Genomic DNA, 19,539 nt, shown 5'->3' with positions numbered 1-19,539 from the left:
CGTCTCCCGGCTTAGGCCTACTTCTTGAGAGAATGGATATAGGCGATGACCTTCAGGATCTGGTCCTGCGTCACCCCGCGCTGGGAGAACGATCGCATGGCGCCCGAGGCGCCGGAGTGGATGATCTCGAACATGCCGACGTCCGTGTTCGCGCGCGCGTTCACAAAGACGTTGTCGATCAGGCTCGGTCCCATGCCGCCGCGGCCGTCGTCGAGGTGACAGGCCTGACAGTTGTCCTCGTAGATTGTCTTGCCGGCAGCCAGCGCCTCGGCGTTGCCGTTGTAGGGATTGACGCCATCCTTGCGGAACGACTTCACGGCGTCGGTGATCTCCTCGCCTTTGATCGGGGAGAGATCGAGCGCGGAGTCGTCGAGTGCGTGGCGGAACTCGACGTCGGCGAGAGCCGGCGCAGCCGCCGCGGCAGCAGCGAGTGTCAGGGCAGTCAGGAGTGCTTTCGTCCGAGTTTTAGGCAGCATGGCGCTCATCGCATGTTTGATCGAAACTTCGGCTCTTCTCAGGCGGAAGGCCCTCCCACCCATGGGGGGTGCAAGGGCCTTCCTTTTTTGCGTGGCTAAACGTGTTGACTACTTCTTCGTCTTCGCGACTTCCGCTCCAGCCGGAACCTTGTCGGCCGGCAGGATCTTCCAGAGCGCGCCCGGCGGGTTGGCCGCAGCGCCCTTGTCGTCCAGGTAGAAGCAGTTGCAGTTCACTGCGAGCACGGTGCCGTCCTCGTCGGTGTTGCCGGCCGTGAACTGCAGCGCGGTCTGGGCGAGCTCCTGGAGCTGCCACTTGCTGCCATCCCAGCCGGTGCCGAAGATGCGGCCCGAGCACCAGTCGCCGGTCAGGAACACGCCGTTCATGCCGCCGTAGTTCGCGACGCCGAGACCCTGAACCGAGCAGCCCCAGCCGTCCTTCAGCTTCTCGGCGCCAGGATAGGGCTCCTGGTGCGGATACTGTGCAGCCGGGAGCACGCCAACGATCGGGCACTTGTCATCCGGTCCAGTCATCGGATGGCAGTTGGTGCCCATGTTGTGCTTCCAGCCATAGTTCTCGCCGCCCTTGCTCGATGCGGGCTGCCAGTTGATCTCCTCGAGATGGTTCTGGCCGACGTCGGCGATGAAGAGGTCGCCGGTCTTGGCGTTGAAGTGGAACGCGTAGGGATTGCGCAGGCCGTAGGCCCACGATTCACCCCGAGCGCCCATATGGATCTGGGAGAAGCCCTTCTCGGTGATGCCGAAGAGCGTCATCATGCGATCCTGATAGGCGCCGGCCCAGGGATTGTCCTTGGGGATCGTGTATGCCACGTCATCGGGCGTATCGACGTTGATGCGAAGCATCTTGCCCCAGAGCACGTCCTTGCGCTGGCCAGCGTCGAGCGGATCGCCTTCCCAGCCTGCGTCACCCTTGCCGATGTAGAGATTGCCGTCGGGTCCGAACTGGATGCCGCCGCCGTAGTGATTGTAGTACGGCTGCGGGATGTTCATGATGACCTTGACGGTCTTGTTGGCATGCTCGACCGACACGACATCCGGGCTCGCCGGATCAACCGTGTAACGGGCGATGATGTGCGCGCCGTTGAAGGGCAGAGACGCATAGCTCACGAAGAAGTGGCCGTTCTCCTTGAACTTCGGATGGAAGGCAACGGCCCAGAGGCCCTGCTCCACGAAGCCGGTCTGCACTTCGCTGCCGAGCGGGCTGTTCTTCGTCAGGTCGAGGAACGGCTTCTCGTTGATCTTGCCATCCTTGTTGACGATTTTGATCTTGCCCTGGCGTTCGACCACGAAGATGCGTCCGGTGCCGTCTCGCGCAGAGGCAACACCTACAGGATCAAGGAAGCCTTCGGCGACCTTGACGACGGCAATCTTCGGATCTCCAGGCAGCTTCCCTCCCGGCCGAGCCACTTGGTCCGGCGTCTTGGGAACCTCCTGCGCGACCGCGGTCACAGACCCGGTCCCGAGGAGGCCGGCCGCCAATATCGACGCGGACATTAAGAACCGCATTCGCATTTGGACGTTCTCCCATTTACAGTTTTGTTTCTATACGAAGCGTTTTGCGCGACGGCGGACTATTTTGCGTTGCGCAAAGAAATGCACCTGCAGTGCCGAAACTGCATTTGCATTGTGCGGCATGAATGCGCGCGCCGCCTATAGAACAACTAGTTCTTGATTTAGCGCAATCAAGAAAATTTGAATATCAGGAAATTATATCAAATCGGGAAGTAGTCAAAATAATCAATGGATAGTTATCCGGCGGTGTTGTGGGATTAATTCCCGATTGGCGTCAGGGAGGCTCAATTTTAAGCAAGGGGTGGCTCCTGGATCTCGTCTGGGGGCTGTATTTGGGGAGCGTCTGTGTGTTGCCAGCGCCCGGTAATTGGAGCAGAACTTAGCCGTCCGCTCTGGTCGCAAAGGACACAGCTGTCGCATGGCCGGGAAAAATTCTGGCCTCCGATGTGGCTTTGATCCCGTGGCGCTTCAGGGCTTCTGACTAAGAATAAACGCGCTTTGTGGGGAAACGTCGTGTCGCGAGATTTAGCTTTGGCCATTCCACCATTGCGGGCCGAAAATAATGCAAGGACTTTCTTGCAGCGTTTCTCTGTCTCTTATGAATTTCCCGTTTTTTTTACACGGGACGTTTTTTCAGTCGAGAATAGAACGCTGGCGGATCTGATCGGCCCTAAAAGCGCGGGCGCGGCCAATCTGTTGACGTTCGTCGTCGACGAAGGCGTCGAGCGCGAGATGCCGGACCTCAAGCGGCGGATAGCGGCCTACGTCGATGCCACCCCGAACCTCTCGCTCGCCGGACCTGTCGTGAGCCTCGCCGGGGGCGAAGCTGTGAAGAACGATCCGCGGCGCGTCTCCGAGCTTCAGCAGCGGTTCGTAAGCGACGGGCTCGACCGCCATTCCTATGTCGTCTGTGTCGGTGGCGGCGCGGTGCTCGATCTCGTGGGATATGCGGCCGCGACGACGCACCGGGGCATACGGCACGTTCGCATTCCGACGACGGTGCTCGCCCAGAACGATTCGGGTGTCGGCGTGAAAAACGGCATCAACGCTTTCGGCATGAAGAACATGCTCGGCACATTCGTTCCGCCGAACGCCGTGATCAACGACTCGGCTTTCATCGACGTGCTTCCAGGACGCGACAAGCGCGCGGGAATGGCGGAGGCGGTGAAGGTGGCGCTCATTCGCGACAGGTCTTTCTTCGAGTGGCTCGAGGAGAAGGCGGAAGCGCTTGCGATTTTCGCTTCCGAGCCTCTCGATAAGCTCATCCGTCATTGTGCGCTTCTTCATATGCGCCAGATCGCGCACGGAGGTGACCCTTTCGAGCGCGGCAGCGTCCGTCCGCTCGATTTCGGTCACTGGGCCGCGCACAAGCTCGAAGTGCTGTCCGGTTACGAGCTTCGCCATGGCGAGGCCGTCGCGATCGGAATTGCGCTCGATACGCGCTACTCCGTGCTCGCAGGTCACCTTCCCGCAGGTGAGGAGAAGCGCGTGACCCGCCTTCTCGAGCGTCTCGGGTTTGCGCTCTGGCATGAGGCTGCCGACCGGCGGGACGCCAGTGGCCGCCGGCTTCTGCTCAAGGGCCTCGAGGAGTTTCGCGAGCACCTGGGCGGGGAGCTCACCATTACGCTTCTCAGCGAGCTCGGCACCGGCGTCGAAGTTCACACCATGGATCCCGAGCTGGTTGAAAATGCGCTGGATTGGCTGCGGGCGGAGGCCGGGGCCTGATGCAGCTTGCGCTTCCCGGACGACCGCATCTTACCTACTGCACGAACATTCATGCCGGAGAGAGCTGGCCGGAGGTGGAGGCAGCGCTCGCGCGCTATCTTCCCGAGGTGAAGCGGCAGGTCTCTCCAGATGCGCCTATGGGTGTCGGTCTGCGGCTCTCGGCGTTGGCTGCCGCAGGTCTATCCGAGTCGTCGGTGCGCGCGCGCTTCAAGCAGTTCCTTTCGGACGGCGACTTCTATGTGTTCACGATCAACGCGTTTCCGTACGGAAGTTTTCATGGCACGCGCGTAAAGGAGATGGTCTACGCGCCCGACTGGCGCACGCACGAGAGGCTGGCCTTCACCAATCTGGTGGCCGATATCCTCTCAGACATCGCTCCGGGCGGGATGACAGCGAGCATCAGTACCGTGCCGGGCGCTTTCAAAGCGGGCGTCACCACCAAGGCCGACGTCGATCGCATTGCCGAGGGGTTCGCACGCGCGGCTTTTCATCTCTACGGCATTTCTCGCGAGATGGGGCGGTTGATCACGCTTGCCATAGAGCCCGAGCCTGCCTGCTTCCTCGAAACCACGGCGGAGGCGCTGAGCTTTCTTCAAGACCATATCTTTTCGGGAACCGGGCGCGCGCTCTTTTCACGGTTGGCCGAGGTGCCGGCAGCCGAAGCGGAAGCCAGCCTGAGACGCCATATCGGCCTCTGCTTCGATGTGTGTCATTCGGCGGTGGCGTTTGAGGAAACCGCGCCGACGCTCGCAGCGGTGCGGGCGGCCGGTATCGCGGTTGCGAAGCTACAACTCAGCGCCGCGCTCAGCGCGACGGGCGATGCCTCGCATTTCGAACGGCTGCTCGGCCGCTTCGACGATGGCATTTACCTCCATCAAACCGTGCAGCGGCGTAACGGAGAGATTACGCGCCACACGGATTTGCCCGAGGCCTTTCTTACGGCGCGGCGGGGTTCGGCCGGGGGAGAGTGGCGTGTTCACTGCCACGTGCCTGTGTTCGTCGACCGTTTCGAGACGCTCGGCTCCACGCAGCAGAACCTCCGCGAGGCTCTGGCTCTGTGCAGGACACAGGAGATCTCGCCGCATCTCGAAGTCGAGACTTATACCTGGAACGTTCTTCCCGAGGCGCTCAAATCGTCCGAGATCGTCGGCGATATCGTGCGGGAGCTTCAGTGGGTGCGGGCGGAGCTCGGCGCGTGAGCACGACCTTGTCGCTACTTCGGCTGGCGCGCATCTCCAACCTGCCGACGGTTTGGAGCAACGTTCTGGCGGCCTCCGTGCTGGCGGGTGGTCTCGGCATGAGCGAGCTCGTGCTTGTCGCGATCGCGATGTCCGCGCTCTATACGGGCGGCATGTTCCTCAACGATGCATTCGATCGTGAGATCGATGCGCGCGTCCGGCCTGAGCGCCCGTTGCCGTCTGGTGAGATTTCCCCTGGTGCGGTGTGGGGCATCGGCGGCGGGCTTCTCGCGTGCGGCGTGGCGGGACTCTCCATGTTCGGCCTCGGCGCGGCTGCCGCAGGTGGCGCGCTCGCGGCCGCTATTCTCGTTTACGATGCTTGGCACAAAGGTAACCCCATCTCGCCGCTAATCATGGGGCTCTGCCGCGCGCTTGTTTATATCGGCACCGTGCTTGCGGCCGGGGCTGCGCTGTCTGCGCCGATCATCGGCGCAGCGCTGGCGCTGCTGCTCTATGTGGCCGGTTTGACGCTCGTCGCGAAAGGCGTGGCCTTCCGGTCTCTGCCGACCTTCTGGCCTGCCGCCCTTCTCGCAGCCCCGATCGTGCTTGGACTGGCCGATGGGGAGATCACGATGGCTTCGTCGTTGCTGGCTGCGGTTGCGACTGGAGCAATCGGATGGGCGGTGTTTCGATCAAAGTCGGGTTTGGCGAGCGATCGGGAACGTGCTGTCGGTCTTCTGATCGCATCCATCGCGCTCGTGGATGCCGTCGTCGCGAGTGCGCATGGGAACGTGATGCTGGCACTCGTCTGTCTCGCCTTCTTCTGTTTGACGCTGGCGTTGCAGCGCGTTGTTCCAGGCACCTGAGATGGGAAGCACGGGCATGGATATGACACAGGTCGAGAGAGCCAAAGCGCTGCTTCATGGATGGCTCGCCTCGCGTCTCTCCCCGGAGGCGCTCGGCTGGCTCGATCAGCAGATCGCGCTCATCGAAGGGGGAGAGCGGCCCCTTCAACTCGGGATCGCGATCGGGCTTGCGCCGCGCAAGGTGGGCAAGGACGATCTCGCGCTCTCGTTTGCCGAGCAGGAGGCTGGACGGGAAATCCGCCCTGACCTCGATGCGACGGGCTGGAGCGTGGATCAGGCGGCGCGCATTCTCTTTGTTCTCGCGAGCTTCCGGGGCGAGGAGGCCGCCTTTGCCGGGGCCTTCGACCGAATACTCGCCGCGGCGGAGATCGGCGAGCAGATCGCGCTTTTGCGGGGCCTGCCGCTCTTTCCCGCTCCCGCTCGCTTGGTTTCTCATGCGGCGGAGGGTGTCCGCTCGGCCATGCAGCCGATTTTCGAGGCTGTCGCTCATCGCAATCCCTATCCGCGCGAGCAGTTCAGCGATGCGCAGTGGAACCAGATGGTGGTGAAGACGCTGTTCATCGGCAGCCGCCTCTGGCCCATCCAGGGGCTGGATGCGCGCCGCAACGCTGATCTTGCGCGCATGTTGATCGATTACGCCGCCGAGCGGCGAGCGGCCGGCCGCACCATCTCGCCGGAGCTGTGGCGCTGCGTTGCGCCCTTCCTGGAGGGGGCGGAGATCGCGATGCTCGCCTCCATCCTGTGCGATGGCTCCGAGGCCGAGCGGGGCGGGGCGGCGCTCGCCCTTTCCGAGTCGCCGCATCCGTCCGCGAAGGCCGCGCTCGAAGCTGCCCCCGATCTCGCCGCCGCTGCCCGCGACGGGCGCCTCACCTGGACCATGATAGCCTGACCTCTCACGACACTCGTTTGGAGACCTCCGATGTACATCGATCCCCACGCTCACATGATCTCGCGCACGACGAACGACTATGAAGCCATGGCGAGCGCGGGGGTTGTCGCCGTCATCGAGCCCGCGTTCTGGATCGGGCAGGCCCGCACCAACGTCGGCAGCTACAAGGATTACCTCTCACACATTCTGGGCTTCGAGCGCTTTCGCGCCGGGCAGTTCGGGGTGCGCCACTATTGCTGCATCGGTCTCAATTCGAAGGAGGCGAACAACGAGGCGCTGGCGGAAGGCGTGATGGAGATCCTGCCCTCATTCGCGACCAAGGAGGGTGTCGTCGCCATCGGCGAGATCGGCTACGACGAGCAGACCGCGCTCGAGGACAAATATTTCCGCCTGCAGCTGGACCTGGCGCGCGATCTCGATCTTCCCGTGATGATCCACACGCCGCATCGCGACAAGAAGCGTGGCGCGTCGCGCTCGATGGATGTCATCCTGGAGCACAAAGTCGATCCTTCGCGGGTCGTCATCGACCACGTCAACGAGGAGACGATCGGGGAAGTGAAGGATCGCGGCTTCTGGGCCGCCTTCTCCATCTATCCGCATTCGAAGATGACCGCGGAGCGGATGGTCTCGCTGGTCAAGACCTATGGGCCGGAGCGGCTCATCGTGGATTCGGCTTGCGATTGGGGGGTGTCGGATCCGCTTTCGGTGCCGAAGACGGCGCAGCTCATGGCGGATCAAGGTCTCACCGCGGAGGCCATCCGCCTTGTCACCTATGCGAACGCCCTGGCGGTCTATGGCAAGAGCGGCCAGATGAGCGAGGACGACTGGCTCTCGCCGCCGCCGATCGACCAGCGCACCCTCTATCAGGGGAATACGGTGCTGCGCGGAGGACAGGCGCCGCGTGTGGTCACTAAAGACGCCGGGTGAGGCTCCCCATCGCGCTCGGCTCGCGCCGCCTCTTTACCAAGTTCAGCGCGCTGCTCGCTGTTTACCATCGCGGGTAGTCGAGCGATGGAGCAAAAAATAAATTCTATCCGCAGCCGAGCCCTTGCGTGCGGGAGCCTGTGGCGCAAAGCTTCGCTGTCTTTAGATCTCTGGGGGGGCTGTGTGTCGGCGAAGCGGGTGGACTTCGCGCGTCTCGGGCTTGTTGGAGGTCCATCATGTGGTGCCACCGGTCGTCTGCAGTCTGCTTCTGCCTGTTCGCGGCGTTCTCTCTGTCAGCTCCCTTCGCCGTGACGCCTGTGCTATCCGCGCTCTCGAGGACCTACGACTCCGCTACGGACGAGCGCGCCGTCGTGCCTGTCGCGGGGAGGAAAGGTACGCGCAACTACGAGCCGGATGACATGAGCGAGCCGTTACTGCGTGAGCCGCCGCCATCGTCGAACGCCGTTTCGAACGACGAGCTCGAGCACTGCATCAGCACGTGGGATAAAGACACGCATATGACGAAAGAGGCGTGGCGGGAAACCTGCAAGCGCGTCTTGCGCGAGCGCGCCTCGCAGCCCGACATCTAGGCGGCAGGTTCGCCCTCCGCTCACTCTTCGGCCGTGCCCTTTGTGATCGGCACGGCATCGCCGTTGGTGCAGGCGGTCTTTCCGTCGCTCTCGATGATCAGCAGTGCATCATTGGCCCGATAAGGCTGCCGGTAGACAGTGCGATAGGCCGGCACATCGGCGTCAACCTGCGTGCGCATGATTGCCAGGCTGCGGGGTGTTTTTGCAAGCCAACAGGCGATATTCTCTTCCGGTACGATGATGAGGGGCGATTGGAGCCGCGCGAGGAAGCCGAACTCGCCGCGTGTTTTTTGCGCCGCCGCGATCGGCGAACCGGCGTGAGTGGCGAGCACGTCGGCCATCGGCTGGAGGTCGTAGAGCTTCGCGATCGTGCTGCGGCCGATGGCGAGCGCGCTCATCATGGCGATCACGTTTGCAATAGCGATGCCGATCAGAGCGCCACGTATGGACCGGGCGAGAAGATAGATGGCTGCAAATATATCTACGGCGATCAAGATCGCCCATGGGAGACTCAAGTGTTGAACCGCTTCGAGGATGCCTTCTTGCGGCAGGAGGCTGGTCCCAACGATCGACAGCACGACAACCATCGTGGCGGAGACGCCGGCGACGGCGATTAGCTCCGTCCGGTCGCGCGGGCGGAATTCGGTTTTCTGCATCCCGAGCGCGACCAGGATCGCGATGCCCGGAATGAGCGGCAGGAGATAGTGGGGCTGCTTGCCGCTGATGAGGCTCAGCCCGATGAACGGCGGGATGATCCAAGCGAGCAGGAAATTGCGAGCAGGTGAGCTCGCGGCGGCGACTTTGCGCACGCCATCGCGCAGGGGCCGCCAGAGGATCACCGGAAGCAGGAAGATGGTGAGAACGGGTATGTAGAACCAGAAGGGCCGGGCATGGGCGAAAGACGAAGAGATGCGGCCTGCGGACTGCTTCCAGAAGATCATTTCGGCATACTCGGGTCCACCGAGGTATGCCGCGCGCAAGGCCCATCCGAGGACCATGGTGCCTCCGATAGCGACGGCCGCTGCCACCTTGAGGTACCAGCGTGGGCGTTGCTCCGGTGCGATCCAGAGCGGTCCGAGAAGTGCAACGAGGAGCAGGGTCAGCAACGCGACCGGCCCCTTGGCGAGGAGGCCCGCACCCATGCTTATGGCGAACGCGGCCCACGCGCGCCGGTCTCCGTATCGTCCGGCGTGCCAGAGCGCGAGCAGGGCTGCCACGACGCAGGCCGTCAGCAGCATGTCGAACATGATCGAGAAGCCGAAGGCGATGAACACCGGAAATCCCGCCAGCAGGAGAACGCTGGTGGCGGGGCGTTCAGCCTCTGCCGTCTCCGTCGCGGCGAGGTCCCCCTCGAGCCGGTGCGCAAGGATCAGAACGGCGATGAAGCTCAACACGCCGACGAGGCGTGCGACCCACACCTGCTCGCCGAGGAGAGACCAGAGGAGATTGATGAGCCAGAAGAGGAGAGGCGGCTTGTGAGAGTAGGGCTCGAAGTTGAGCGTGGGGAGGGCCCAGTTGCCGCTCGCGCGCATTTCCCACGCGACGGTGAGGTAGCGCGTTTCATCCACCGGAAACGCAGGCAGCGTCGTGACGACGACGAGCAGCGCGATCAGCAGGCCGAGCAGGATCGCGAGCGCGGTCCGCTCGATGGACGGCTTGTACTGCAAGGGATGCCTATCTCGCCGTCTGCATGGCGGGCGCGGCGCGGCTCGACGCGCCCGTGACGAAATAGAGGTTGCGGCAGTAAATGAAGAGGCCGGTGGCCTGGCCGATGATGAAGATAGGATCCTGCCGCCAGATCGCGTAAGCCAGAAGTACGGCGCCACCCGACAGGCTGAAATACCAGAATGCGGTCGGGATCACGGATTCGCGCCGCCGCTCGGACGCAATCCATTGAACGAAAAATCGCATGAAGAAAAGTGATTGGCCGACGAGGCCGATGCAGAGCCAGACGTGCTCCGGATTGGAGAAATAACCGATCATAGCATCTCCTCCATCTCGACCTTTGCGATCTGCCTTTTCACGAGCCAGCGCACGCCGATCAGGTCGTGAATGCCGACCCAGAGGCGATCCCACAGGCCATACTTCGACTTGCCTCCGGAACGTGGGCGATGATCGACGTCGACAAGCACGATCTTGACGCCCGACGCTTTCATCATCGCGGGGATGAAGCGGTGGATGTGGTCGAAGAAGGGAAGCTCGAGGAAGTCGTCGCGCCGGAACAGTTTCAGGCTGCATCCGGTGTCGCGCACCTCGTCATGGAGCATCGCGGAACGCACGCCGTTGGCGATGCGAGACGAGATGCGGCGCACGAACGTGTCGCGGCGCTTGCGTCTCTGCCCTGCGATCATCAGGCGCGGCGTTCGCGATTGTGCTTCGATGTAGCGCTGAAAAACGGTGTGAAGGTCCGCGGGGTTGTTCTGGCCGTCGGCGTCGAGCGTGACGATCAGCTCGTTGCTTGCCGCTCGGATGCCGGTAAGCAGGGCGCGGCTCTGGCCTTGCCGGCGGCCGTGTCTCAGCACGCGAAGATTTTCGATGCCGCTCGCTTCCGCGATGGCGCGCTCGGCGGTGGCGTCGTCACTTCCGTCGTCGACGACAACGATCTCGCGGATCGGCAGGTGGTCCATCTCGTCGCGGATCTCGCGAAGCAGACGGCCGATGCACTCCGCCTCATTGTAGGCGGGCAAGACGACGGTCACGAACATGGCTTGACCCCCAAGGTCTCCGCACGTGTGCGGGCTGGGCGTGTTTGTGGCTCGCGAAGCTGACTACAAGCTTACAAACCCGGCGATTATTTGGGCGTCAAAGGGCGGCCGGAAATTTCAGAACGATCTCAAAGCCATCGCTGCGGCCCTGCGCCGGAGACAGCAGCGTTACCGATCCATCCGCCTGTCGCATGATGGTATCGACGATGGCGAGCCCCAATCCGCTGCCGGTATTGACAGGCGCACGTCCGCGCCGAAACCGGTTCTTGAGCTCGGCGAGCGTTTCAGGTGCGACCGGCGGGCATGCGTTGACGATGCGAATGGCATGATCGGTGCCCACGTGAACATCGATCGGCTGGTCTCTATCCCCATGCACGACGGCATTTTCCAGCGCATTCCGCAGCACGATCGCAAGCGCGTCCTGATCCATGGCTACTCTGCACCCGGCGTCGTTGGCGAGGTGAAGGTGGATCCGGCCGTCGACGTCCGGGCGGTGTTTGTACTCGTCCACCAGCAGATGGGCGATCACGTTGAGGTCGCTGCGCTCGCGCGAATGACCAAGTCCGGCTGCCGCCCGAGACATCTCGAGAAGCTTCTCGATCCTGCGGCCGAGCTGTCCCAATTGGGACGCGATGTTCTCGGCGCGCGCTTGCTCGCTCGATCCCACGAGCCTGCTCGCTAGAACCTGAACTTGCGCGCGCGCGGACGCGATGGGATTGCGAAGCTCGTGAGCTGCGTTCGCGGCGAATTCCCGCTCGGATTCGATTGCCCTCTTCAGGCGGGCCATCAGGGTATTGATCGCGTCGACCACGGGCGCGATCTCGCTCGGGAGCCCGGCGTTCTGGATCGGCTCGAGATAGTCGCCGCCTCGGGCTTCGAGCTCGCTCGACACGAGGGATATGGGCGCCGTCGCGCGTCCGATGGTGCGATAGACGGCAAGAGCCGCGAACGGCAACAGGGCAAGCAGAGGGGAGGACAGGCTGATCCAGATGCCTATCGCCGTCTCCCGGCGCTCGAACAGATCCTGGACGACTTCGATCCAGAGGTCCCTGTCCTTGATGTATCGCGTGTAGTAGCGGAATCCTCCGCTGCTCCGGAAGCCTTTTTTGACGGGGAGCACCGGGGAGATGGCCGGTGCGCTCGATTCCGCGAGGATGGTGCCGTCCGCAGCGCGCAGCCGGTAGTGCACATGACCTTTTCCGACGCGCGTGGAAATGGGCCTTCCGGCGGATGATTTCCCGGTGCTCCCAGCCTGCTCCAGCCGGTAGTCCTCGAGCGCCACCGGAATGATCTGCTCGGCGGTTTCGCGGAGTGCACTATCGAACACCTCGTCGATCTCGTGATGCACCACCAGGCCGGCGATCAGAACTCCCGAAATCCAGAACAGACCGACCAGAACGATCAGCGACTTGATCAGACGGCCTTTGATGGACCATTGGGCCATGGCTATCGATCCATCCGATAGCCGAGGCCGCGCAAGGTGCGGATGGAGTTGCTGCCGAGCTTCTTGCGAAGGCGGCTGACGTAGACTTCCACGGCGTTGCTCTCGATCTCGGATCCGAAGCCGTAGAGGACCTCTTCCAGTTTGCTCTTGGAGACGATGGTGCCCAGGCGGTGCATGAACGAGTCGAGGAGCGCCCACTCGCGCGCGGTGAGCTGCAATTCCTCGCCATCACGCCAGACTTTTCGCGCAGCCTGGTCGACCTCGATGGCGCCGATACGCTGGCGCGGGTTCGGCAGCGCGGAGGCGCGCCGCTGAACCGCGAAGATGCGTGCGCTCAGCTCGTCGAGGTCGAACGGCTTCACGACATAGTCGTCGGCGCCGGCGTTGAGACCGTCGATACGGTCGCGGATCTGATCGCGGGCCGTGATGACGATGACGGGAAGCGGGCGCCCCGATTTGCGGATGCTGCGCAGAAAGTTGAGGCCGTGACCGTCCGGAAGGTTCAGATCGAGCAGCATGAGGTCATAGCTCACCGTCTCGATGGCTTGGGCGCCATCGTCGAGCGTCTGCATCCAGTCGACGGCGTGAGTTTTCTTCAAGTGGGTCGCCACGGCTTCGCCCAGCAGCGGCTCGTCTTCGATCAGGAGAATTCGCATGGTCGCCCCCGTTGTCCGGAGATCCTTCCTTGCCCAAACTGACACGAAGCTGAATGGAGCGGCCATATGTTAAAAAGGGGGCGCGGGAGCGCGTCTTCGACGCACTCCCGTTTTATCATGTTCAGTCAGGGGTATGTGAGCGCGGCGGCGGTGCCTTCAGCCGCATTGGGCGCGGTGGCGCAGCAGGTGATCGGCCAGAACCAGCGCCATCATGGCCTCTCCAACCGGAACCGCGCGGATGCCGACACAGGGATCGTGGCGGCCTTTGGTGACGATTTCCGTCTCGTGACCCTGCGTGTCGATGGTCTGACGCGGGGTCAGGATGGAGGAGGTCGGTTTCACGGCGAACCGGCACACGATCGGCTGGCCGGTGGAGATGCCGCCCAGGATGCCGCCGGCGTGGTTGGACAAGAAGCGCGGCTTGCCGTCGTTGCCGATACGGATCTCGTCGGCGTTGGCCTCGCCTGTCAGCTCCGCGGCCGCCATGCCCGCACCGATCTCGACGCCCTTCACCGCGTTGATGCTCATCATCGCGGAGGCGAGGTCCTGGTCGAGCTTGGCGTAAAGGGGTGCGCCGAGACCGGCGGGTACGCCCTCCGCCACTACCTCCACCACGGCGCCGACGGACGAGCCGTTCTTGCGCACGCTGTCGAGATAGTGGGTCCATTCCGGCACCATGCCGGGGTCGGGGCTGAAGAACGGATTTGTGTCCACCGTTTCCCAGTCCCAGCGGGAGCGGTCGACCTTGTGCTCACCGATCTGGATGAGGGCGCCACGGATCACGACGCCCGCGCCCAGCACCTTGCGCGCGATCGCGCCTGCTGCGACGCGCATGGCCGTCTCGCGCGCCGAGGAGCGCCCGCCGCCACGGAAATCCCGGATGCCGTACTTGGACCAGTAGGTGATGTCGGCATGGCCGGGGCGAAACGCATCCTTGATCTCGCCGTAGTCCTTGCTGCGCTGGTCAGTGTTATGGATCAGCAGGGAGATCGGCGTTCCGGTCGTCACCTGCTCGCCGCTGGCATCGGGGAAGACGCCGGAGAGTATCTCCACCGCGTCGGCTTCACGGCGCTGGGTGGTGAAGCGCGACTGTCCGGGTTTGCGCCGGTTCAGTTGGACTTGGATTTCCTCGGCTGTGATCGGAATGCCCGGCGGGCAGCCATCGACGACGCAGCCGATGGCGGGCCCATGGCTTTCGCCCCAGGTGGTCATGCGGAAAAGATGGCCGAAGGTGTTGTGTGACATGGAAGCCGCTGCTGGAAGGTGGCGGACGGGCGGGATGCACCGATGCTGATGACAGCAGATCGCATCCACAACTCGCGCACCAGTCAATGACATCCTGTCATAAGTGCCGAGCGCGCCTACAGCAAGCGCGCCGCGCCGCGCTCAGTCAGGCTTTGCTAAGAGGCCTCTTCTCAAGCGGGCGAGAATTTCGGCGCGATGGGCCGTGCACGGCCTGACGCGGCTGCCGCGAAGCCGCTCGATGGCTCATAGTTACTTGAAAATATAATTCTTTTTCCGGTGATGGCATCTACAAGCGGGATCGTGCGCTGTGCCGGCTCGATCCCTGATGGATTCGAAACAATCCCTTTCACTCGTATTTATTTTGCGCTCGGCCGCGACGCAGGTAATCAGGCAGAGTGCCTGAGTGTTGTGCGCCGGTCGAAAGGAGGCTGCATGAGGCGTGTTCAGGCGCGCCCGGCCTAGCCGGGGTATTGTTTTGTGCGTTTGCTTGTGTGCGTTTCTGCGTTCAGCGGACGGTTCCTTCCGGTCTGAGCAACCGGGTCGAGATGTCCGCACCTATGTCTATTGCATAGAAGGGAGCTGGAGCGCCGCTGCTCTGGCTCCCTTTTTCTTTGGGTGGCTCAGAGCCAGCGCATGGTTCCGCCCGTGAGCACGAGGATGCGGTCCTGGGGGCTTTCAAGGCCGGGGATCAGCTCCGGATCCAGTCCCAGGAGATGGGCACGCAGGCAGCGCGAGATGCCGCCATGGGAGACGACCACGCAATCGCGCGTGAGAGTTTCGCTCCAGAGCCTCACGCGGTCGAGCAGATCGGCATAGCTCTCTCCCTGCTCGGGCCGCCATCGGAAGGGGTCCTGGGTACGCTCGGCGAAGCCTGCGGGATCTTGAGCCCGGAGATCGTCCTGCAGGGTGCCTTCCCAGGCGCCGTAAGACAATTCCATGAGGCGCGGGTCGGTTTCGTATCCCTCGGGCGGCAGATCCAGCGCGCTGCGCACGATCTCCATGGTCTCTCGCGCGCGGCTGAGCGGGCTTGCGAGGAAGCCCGCCTCTCTGATCGCAGGCAGGAACGCGCGCAGCGTCTCGCCGTTGCGGCGGGCCTGGGCGCGTCCGGTCTCGTTCAAGGGAATGTCGCGCTGGCCCTGGTAACGCCGGTCACGGTTCCAGTCGGTCTCGCCGTGGCGAATGAAGTAAATCGTCGGGTGATCCGGCATGACGTGATCTGGCGTCCGGTGCTTCGGCGAGATCGGCCTCTGCCGGTCGGCATCAGCCGTCGTTCTTCACAACCGATATGTCGGGCGCATCCTCGTTCTTCATGCCCTGGACGTGGTAGCCGGCGTCCACGTGATGAACCTCGCCGGTGACGCCCTTCGAGAGATCGGACAGAAGATAGACGCCGGCGCCGCCGACATCCTCGATCGTGACCGTGCGGCGGAGCGGGGAATTGTACTCGTTCCAGCGCAGAATGTAGCGGAAGTCCGAGATGCCGGAGGCCGCGAGCGTCTTGATTGGGCCAGCGGAGATGGCGTTCACGCGGATGGCGTTCTTGCCGAGATCGGCCGCGAGGTAGCGCACGGAAGCTTCGAGCGCGGCCTTGGCGACGCCCATGACGTTATAGTGCGGCATCACCTTCTCGGCGCCGTAGTAGGTGAGGGTGATGATGGAGCCGCCGTTGGTCATCAGCTTCTCGGCGCGCTGGGCGAGCGCGGTCAGCGAGAAGCAGGAGACGAGCATGGTCTGGGTAAAGTTTGCTTCGCTCGTGTCGACATAACGGCCGTCGAGCTCGTTCTTGTCGGAGAAGGCGATGGCATGGACGAGGAAGTCCAGGCGGCCCCACACGCGGCTCAGCTCCGCAAACAGCGCGTCGACGGAGGCGGTATCGGAGACATCGCAGGGAAGCACGACCTTCGAGCCGAGCTCGGCGGCCAAAGGCTCGACGCGCTTCTTCAGGGCGTCGCCCTGATAGGTGAGGGCAACCTCGGCGCCTTGCGCGACGGCCGCTTTAGCTATGCCCCAGGCGATCGAGCGGTTGTTTGCAACCCCCATGATGAGGCCGCGCTTACCGGCCATTAGCGTGCCGGCAAGTTGTTCCACATCAGCCGCCTTCTCGGTCATGTGCCCGCGTTCCCTTGGTCTCTGAAATTTGCGCGCATCCTACACAAAAGGAATTGCTGGTCCAGATGGCCGCTTGGCGAAGCCCCCTGCGAACTTTACGGCGTTACCATTTGGACGCGCGCGAGCGGGGCCGTACTGAGAGTTCAGCGCTGGATGTCGTTAAATTTCAGAGTCTTATGGTTTTAATTCTTTACGAGCCGATGCGACATTGGCGCTCAGCCCTCGAGCACCCAGCGGCGGTTCGGCATGCGGCAGGCGATGCCTTCGGCGGTCCGGGTCTTGTATCCGGTGGTGAGAAGCACCACCACGTGACGGCAGACCGAGCCGTTTGCGTTGCGGAAGGAAACGGTCGGGCGAACGATGCCGGAGAGGCGTCCGTTGGGGCGGCGCCAGACGAAGGGTGTGCCGTCATCCATGCGGGAAAGCCCGACCTGGATGCTCTCCAGCGCCGCGATCTCGTCGGCCTCGTCCAGGGCGCGGTTGAAGTCTGCGAATTTTGGGCGTGTGGCTTTTTGCTGGGCGTCCGGACAGGTGCATCTAGCCTCGTCGGACGGGCGCTCGCCGGCGTGGGCGAAATCGTCCGCGAGAAGGACCGAGGCCGCCAGCATCAAGGCGGTCGCAGCGGTCAGGGCACAAGTCTCCAGCACGGGGGCGTGACGCATGACAGGCCAACTCCACAACACAACAAACACGGCAGGCCACTACGGGGCCAGCCGGTCCATTGTGTGCCGTCATGGTTAAAAGGTGCTAAAGCTGCGTCCCAAAATTTGGGGTGGAGCCGGCATCCGTCAGCGGGTATCGGAAAAAGGCCGGCAACGGCGGGCAACGGACAGGAAGGGAACGGCGTGGCTGAGAATTCGATCGAGGCGGGGGCAGAGGGCGCGAAGGGAGAGGCCGACTTCACCGCCGAGGACGATCCTTTTTCGCTGTTCGAGGCGTGGCTTCAGGATGCGACGCGGACCGAGCCCAACGATCCGAACGCCATGGCACTTGCCACAGTCGATGCGTCCGGCTTGCCGGACGTGCGCATGGTGCTGCTCAAAGGGCTAGATGGTCCGGAGCGGCCGGATCGCGGGTTCGTCTTCTTTACGAACCTCGGCAGCGCGAAGGGCGAGGAGCTCGCGCAAGTTCCGCGCGCCGCCCTGCTGTTTCACTGGAAGACGCTAAGGCGGCAGGTGCGGGTGCGGGGCAGTGTAACGCCCGTTACCGCCGAGGAGGCGGACGAATATTTCGCGTCGCGGCCACGGCTCTCTCGCATTGGCGCATGGGCCTCCGATCAATCGCGCCCGCTCGAAAGCCGGTTCGCGCTGGAGAAAAAGGTGGCACTCTACACGACGCAATTCGGTATCGGAGAAATCCCGCGCCCTCCTCACTGGTCGGGCTTCCGGGTCACGCCGGTGCAAATCGAGCTTTGGCACGACCGCCCGTTCCGCCTGCACGACAGGGTCGTGTTCCGCCGCGCGGGCGCGTCCGAACCGTGGAGCAAGACGCGTCTCTATCCTTGACGCGGCCGCCGGGTCTTCTTTGCAGACTGTTGCAGTTTTGTGTGGCGCAGCGCCGAAATACAGCCGTTCAATTGTCGTGTTTGCGTGCGGTGCATCAATAATGGGCCGCAGACCGCGCTGGGCTATGTCATTTTCTAGACGGCCACAGTGGAATATGCCGCGCCCCACTTGCGGAAGCCGTGGCGTCCTGCAAGTGTGCCCCGACAACTAGTGGGGAGTCGCCTCGGCGGGCGCGCTCGACCGCGAATTCCACGGGGGGATACTTGGCACATACTCTCGCGTCCGGCGCATCCGCGTCCGGTACGTCGGCGCAGCCGCAGAAGGCGCGCGACTGGATCGAGATCCTGCAGCGCTATCGTCATCCGGATCCGGCGCGCAGCACGTTCGAGGTTTTCATCACCCTCGTTCCGTTCATCGCACTTTGGGCAGCGGCCTGGGCCGCGCTCGATATCGGTTATTGGCTCACGCTTCTCATCGCCGTTCCGGCGGCGTTCTTTCTCGTGCGCCTGTTCCTAATTCAGCATGACTGCGGCCACGGCGCGCTCTTCCGCAAGAAGCTGACCAATGACTGGGTCGGCCGGGCGATGGGCGTGCTGACGCTGACGCCCTACGACGCGTGGAAGCGCAGCCACGCCATCCACCATGCGACGCACGGCAGCCTCGACGATCGCGGCACGGGCGACATCGATACGCTCACGGTGCGCGAGTATGCGGCGCTCTCGCCGTTCCGCCGGTTCCTCTATCGCACGTACCGCCACCCGATCGTCCTGTTCGGCATCGGGCCGCCGCTTCTGTTCATGATCCAGCATCGCTTGCCGTTCAGCATGTTGCGCGGCGCGGACTGGCGGAGCTGGGCCAGCGTGATCGGCACCAACGCCGGCCTTCTGGTGCTGGGCGGGCTCGTGATCTGGCTGGTGGGCTGGAAGGCGTTTCTTGCCGTGCAGCTTCCCATCGTGGCGATCGGCTCGTCGATCGGCGTTTGGCTGTTCTACATCCAGCACCAGTTCGAGGACACGATCTGGGCGGAGAAGCCCGAGTGGAACGTGCACGAGGCCGCTCTCCATGGCAGCTCGCACTACGATCTTCCCGGCTTCCTGCCTTGGCTGACGGCGAACATTGGCGTGCATCACGTGCACCACCTCTATAGCCGCATTCCCTATTACAACCTGCCGAAGGTGCTGAAGGACTTTCCGGAGCTCGCGGAAGTGCACCGCATTACGCTGTGGGAGAGCTTCAAGTGCGTGAAGCTGAGGCTCTGGGACGAGAAGGAGCGGCGCCTGGTGCCGCTGTCCGAAGCGGTCCTGGCTTAGATCGCCGGCGTAATTGCCTCAACGCAAAACGGCCGCTCGGAAGAGCGGCCGTTTTCATTTGTTGGTGTCGTCTCTCGATCAGGCGCGCTCGATCGACTTGATCGGACCGCGCGGGCGACCGGAGCGCTCGGCGATCTCGCGGTCCTGCTCCTCGATGGCGGCACGCGCAGGCTCGTCGCCGTCGAGGCCGCCCAGGATATCGCTCGGAACCTTGCGGTTCGAGGTCTGGGATCCGTCCTGATAAAGCACGTTGAAAAGGACGAACTCTGCTTTCGGGTTGGGTTTCTTGCGTGCCATCGGTGGTCCTTTCAGATCAGCAGCCGGCCGAGAACGGAGGAGGGGCTCCTCCGTTTCGGCCGGTTCGGTGTCAAACGTGCGAAGGTGAGC

General features: G+C 63.2%; 20 protein-coding genes. 8 read left to right on the top strand and 12 right to left on the bottom strand.

Translation table 11 applies throughout. From position 1 onward, the window contains the following. Positions 1 to 17: 17 nt before the first annotated feature. Together F812_RS0115770 and F812_RS0115765 are read right to left on the bottom strand one after the other, a co-directional pair. Entirely contained in the window at positions 18 to 476 is a 459-nt protein-coding gene (locus F812_RS0115770) for a c-type cytochrome (protein WP_198011210.1), read from the bottom strand. Positions 477 to 584: 108 nt separating this feature from the next. Continuing rightward, a complete protein-coding gene (locus F812_RS0115765) occupies positions 585 to 1,943 on the bottom strand; it encodes a PQQ-dependent sugar dehydrogenase (RefSeq protein WP_245257690.1) in 1,359 nt (452 codons plus the stop codon). A 576-nt stretch (positions 1,944 to 2,519) separates the two neighbouring features. Between F812_RS0115765 and F812_RS0115760 the strand changes: the two genes are divergently transcribed. The 6 genes from F812_RS0115760 to F812_RS0115730 all read left to right on the top strand — a co-directional run bounded on the left by F812_RS0115760 (position 2,520) and on the right by F812_RS0115730 (position 8,178). Continuing rightward, positions 2,520 to 3,731: a 3-dehydroquinate synthase gene (locus F812_RS0115760; RefSeq protein ID WP_245257689.1), complete on the top strand. Its 1,212-nt coding sequence runs from the start codon at positions 2,520 to 2,522 to the stop codon at positions 3,729 to 3,731. Continuing rightward, positions 3,731 to 4,930, top strand: a complete 1,200-nt coding sequence (eboE, locus tag F812_RS0115755) for a metabolite traffic protein EboE (RefSeq protein ID WP_026868179.1) — start codon at positions 3,731 to 3,733, stop codon at positions 4,928 to 4,930. The genes F812_RS0115760 and eboE overlap by 1 nt, the downstream gene beginning before the upstream one ends. Further along, positions 4,927 to 5,775, top strand: a complete 849-nt coding sequence (locus tag F812_RS0115750; RefSeq protein WP_040498639.1) for a UbiA family prenyltransferase — start codon at positions 4,927 to 4,929, stop codon at positions 5,773 to 5,775. The genes eboE and F812_RS0115750 overlap by 4 nt, the downstream gene beginning before the upstream one ends. A 16-nt stretch (positions 5,776 to 5,791) precedes the next feature. After that, positions 5,792 to 6,664, top strand: coding sequence for an EboA domain-containing protein (locus tag F812_RS0115745; RefSeq protein ID WP_020086946.1), 873 nt, complete (start codon positions 5,792 to 5,794; stop codon positions 6,662 to 6,664). 30 nt (positions 6,665 to 6,694) lie between these two features. After that, a complete protein-coding gene (locus F812_RS0115740) occupies positions 6,695 to 7,591 on the top strand; it encodes a TatD family hydrolase (RefSeq protein WP_020086945.1) in 897 nt (298 codons plus the stop codon). Positions 7,592 to 7,824: 233 nt separating this feature from the next. After that, entirely contained in the window at positions 7,825 to 8,178 is a 354-nt protein-coding gene (locus tag F812_RS0115730; protein ID WP_020086944.1) for a hypothetical protein, read from the top strand. Positions 8,179 to 8,198: 20 nt separating this feature from the next. Here the strand turns inward: F812_RS0115730 and F812_RS25620 are convergent, their stop codons facing one another. The 9 genes from F812_RS25620 to F812_RS27040 all read right to left on the bottom strand — a co-directional run bounded on the left by F812_RS25620 (position 8,199) and on the right by F812_RS27040 (position 16,999). Continuing rightward, a complete protein-coding gene (locus F812_RS25620) occupies positions 8,199 to 9,845 on the bottom strand; it encodes an ArnT family glycosyltransferase (RefSeq protein WP_020086943.1) in 1,647 nt (548 codons plus the stop codon). A 7-nt stretch (positions 9,846 to 9,852) separates the two neighbouring features. After that, positions 9,853 to 10,161: a lipid-A-disaccharide synthase N-terminal domain-containing protein gene (locus F812_RS24215; protein ID WP_020086942.1), complete on the bottom strand. Its 309-nt coding sequence runs from the start codon at positions 10,159 to 10,161 to the stop codon at positions 9,853 to 9,855. Beyond that, positions 10,158 to 10,883 (bottom strand): glycosyltransferase family 2 protein, encoded by a 726-nt coding sequence (locus F812_RS0115715; RefSeq protein ID WP_020086941.1) that lies wholly within the window; start codon positions 10,881 to 10,883, stop codon positions 10,158 to 10,160. The genes F812_RS24215 and F812_RS0115715 overlap by 4 nt, the downstream gene beginning before the upstream one ends. 97 nt (positions 10,884 to 10,980) lie before the next feature. After that, a complete protein-coding gene (locus tag F812_RS0115710) occupies positions 10,981 to 12,327 on the bottom strand; it encodes a sensor histidine kinase (RefSeq protein WP_020086940.1) in 1,347 nt (448 codons plus the stop codon). Positions 12,328 to 12,329: 2 nt separating this feature from the next. Then, positions 12,330 to 12,983 (bottom strand): response regulator transcription factor, encoded by a 654-nt coding sequence (locus F812_RS0115705; protein WP_020086939.1) that lies wholly within the window; start codon positions 12,981 to 12,983, stop codon positions 12,330 to 12,332. A 156-nt stretch (positions 12,984 to 13,139) separates the two neighbouring features. After that, on the bottom strand, positions 13,140 to 14,228 hold the full coding sequence (gene aroC, locus F812_RS0115700; protein ID WP_020086938.1) for a chorismate synthase: 1,089 nt from the start codon (positions 14,226 to 14,228) through the stop codon (positions 13,140 to 13,142). 620 nt (positions 14,229 to 14,848) lie between these two features. Further along, a complete protein-coding gene (locus tag F812_RS0115695) occupies positions 14,849 to 15,436 on the bottom strand; it encodes a histidine phosphatase family protein (RefSeq protein ID WP_020086937.1) in 588 nt (195 codons plus the stop codon). Between the two features lie 52 nt (positions 15,437 to 15,488). Then, entirely contained in the window at positions 15,489 to 16,337 is an 849-nt protein-coding gene (gene fabI, locus F812_RS0115690) for an enoyl-ACP reductase FabI (RefSeq protein WP_020665384.1), read from the bottom strand. A gap of 215 nt (positions 16,338 to 16,552) precedes the next feature. Then, positions 16,553 to 16,999: a hypothetical protein gene (locus F812_RS27040; RefSeq protein WP_245257688.1), complete on the bottom strand. Its 447-nt coding sequence runs from the start codon at positions 16,997 to 16,999 to the stop codon at positions 16,553 to 16,555. A 183-nt stretch (positions 17,000 to 17,182) separates the two neighbouring features. Between F812_RS27040 and pdxH the strand changes: the two genes are divergently transcribed. Further along, positions 17,183 to 17,842, top strand: coding sequence for a pyridoxamine 5'-phosphate oxidase (gene pdxH, locus F812_RS27035; RefSeq protein WP_020086934.1), 660 nt, complete (start codon positions 17,183 to 17,185; stop codon positions 17,840 to 17,842). A gap of 263 nt (positions 17,843 to 18,105) precedes the next feature. Next, a complete protein-coding gene (locus tag F812_RS0115675; RefSeq protein ID WP_020086933.1) occupies positions 18,106 to 19,152 on the top strand; it encodes a fatty acid desaturase in 1,047 nt (348 codons plus the stop codon). A gap of 78 nt (positions 19,153 to 19,230) precedes the next feature. Here the strand turns inward: F812_RS0115675 and F812_RS0115670 are convergent, their stop codons facing one another. Continuing rightward, positions 19,231 to 19,449, bottom strand: coding sequence for a hypothetical protein (locus tag F812_RS0115670; protein ID WP_020086932.1), 219 nt, complete (start codon positions 19,447 to 19,449; stop codon positions 19,231 to 19,233). Positions 19,450 to 19,539: the final 90 nt, after the last annotated feature.

The organism is Hyphomicrobium zavarzinii ATCC 27496 (assembly GCF_000383415.1).
Taxonomy (GTDB): domain Bacteria; phylum Pseudomonadota; class Alphaproteobacteria; order Rhizobiales; family Hyphomicrobiaceae; genus Hyphomicrobium_C; species Hyphomicrobium_C zavarzinii.
This window is presented reverse-complemented; position numbering and strand designations above follow the sequence as displayed.

What these genes read in the sequence shown, in the direction of transcription:
- F812_RS0115770 (WP_198011210.1), bottom strand. Translation starts at nt 476, where the DNA reads ATGCTGCCTAAAACTCGGACGAAAGCACTCCTGACTGCCCTGACACTC.
- eboE (WP_026868179.1), top strand. Translation starts at nt 3,731, where the DNA reads ATGCAGCTTGCGCTTCCCGGACGACCGCATCTTACCTACTGCACGAAC.
- F812_RS0115745 (WP_020086946.1), top strand. Translation starts at nt 5,792, where the DNA reads ATGGATATGACACAGGTCGAGAGAGCCAAAGCGCTGCTTCATGGATGG.
- F812_RS0115740 (WP_020086945.1), top strand. Translation starts at nt 6,695, where the DNA reads ATGTACATCGATCCCCACGCTCACATGATCTCGCGCACGACGAACGAC.
- F812_RS0115730 (WP_020086944.1), top strand. Translation starts at nt 7,825, where the DNA reads ATGTGGTGCCACCGGTCGTCTGCAGTCTGCTTCTGCCTGTTCGCGGCG.
- F812_RS24215 (WP_020086942.1), bottom strand. Translation starts at nt 10,161, where the DNA reads ATGATCGGTTATTTCTCCAATCCGGAGCACGTCTGGCTCTGCATCGGC.
- F812_RS0115715 (WP_020086941.1), bottom strand. Translation starts at nt 10,883, where the DNA reads ATGTTCGTGACCGTCGTCTTGCCCGCCTACAATGAGGCGGAGTGCATC.
- F812_RS0115710 (WP_020086940.1), bottom strand. Translation starts at nt 12,327, where the DNA reads ATGGCCCAATGGTCCATCAAAGGCCGTCTGATCAAGTCGCTGATCGTT.
- F812_RS0115705 (WP_020086939.1), bottom strand. Translation starts at nt 12,983, where the DNA reads ATGCGAATTCTCCTGATCGAAGACGAGCCGCTGCTGGGCGAAGCCGTG.
- aroC (WP_020086938.1), bottom strand. Translation starts at nt 14,228, where the DNA reads ATGTCACACAACACCTTCGGCCATCTTTTCCGCATGACCACCTGGGGC.
- F812_RS0115695 (WP_020086937.1), bottom strand. Translation starts at nt 15,436, where the DNA reads ATGCCGGATCACCCGACGATTTACTTCATTCGCCACGGCGAGACCGAC.
- fabI (WP_020665384.1), bottom strand. Translation starts at nt 16,337, where the DNA reads ATGACCGAGAAGGCGGCTGATGTGGAACAACTTGCCGGCACGCTAATG.
- F812_RS27040 (WP_245257688.1), bottom strand. Translation starts at nt 16,999, where the DNA reads ATGCGTCACGCCCCCGTGCTGGAGACTTGTGCCCTGACCGCTGCGACC.
- F812_RS0115670 (WP_020086932.1), bottom strand. Translation starts at nt 19,449, where the DNA reads ATGGCACGCAAGAAACCCAACCCGAAAGCAGAGTTCGTCCTTTTCAAC.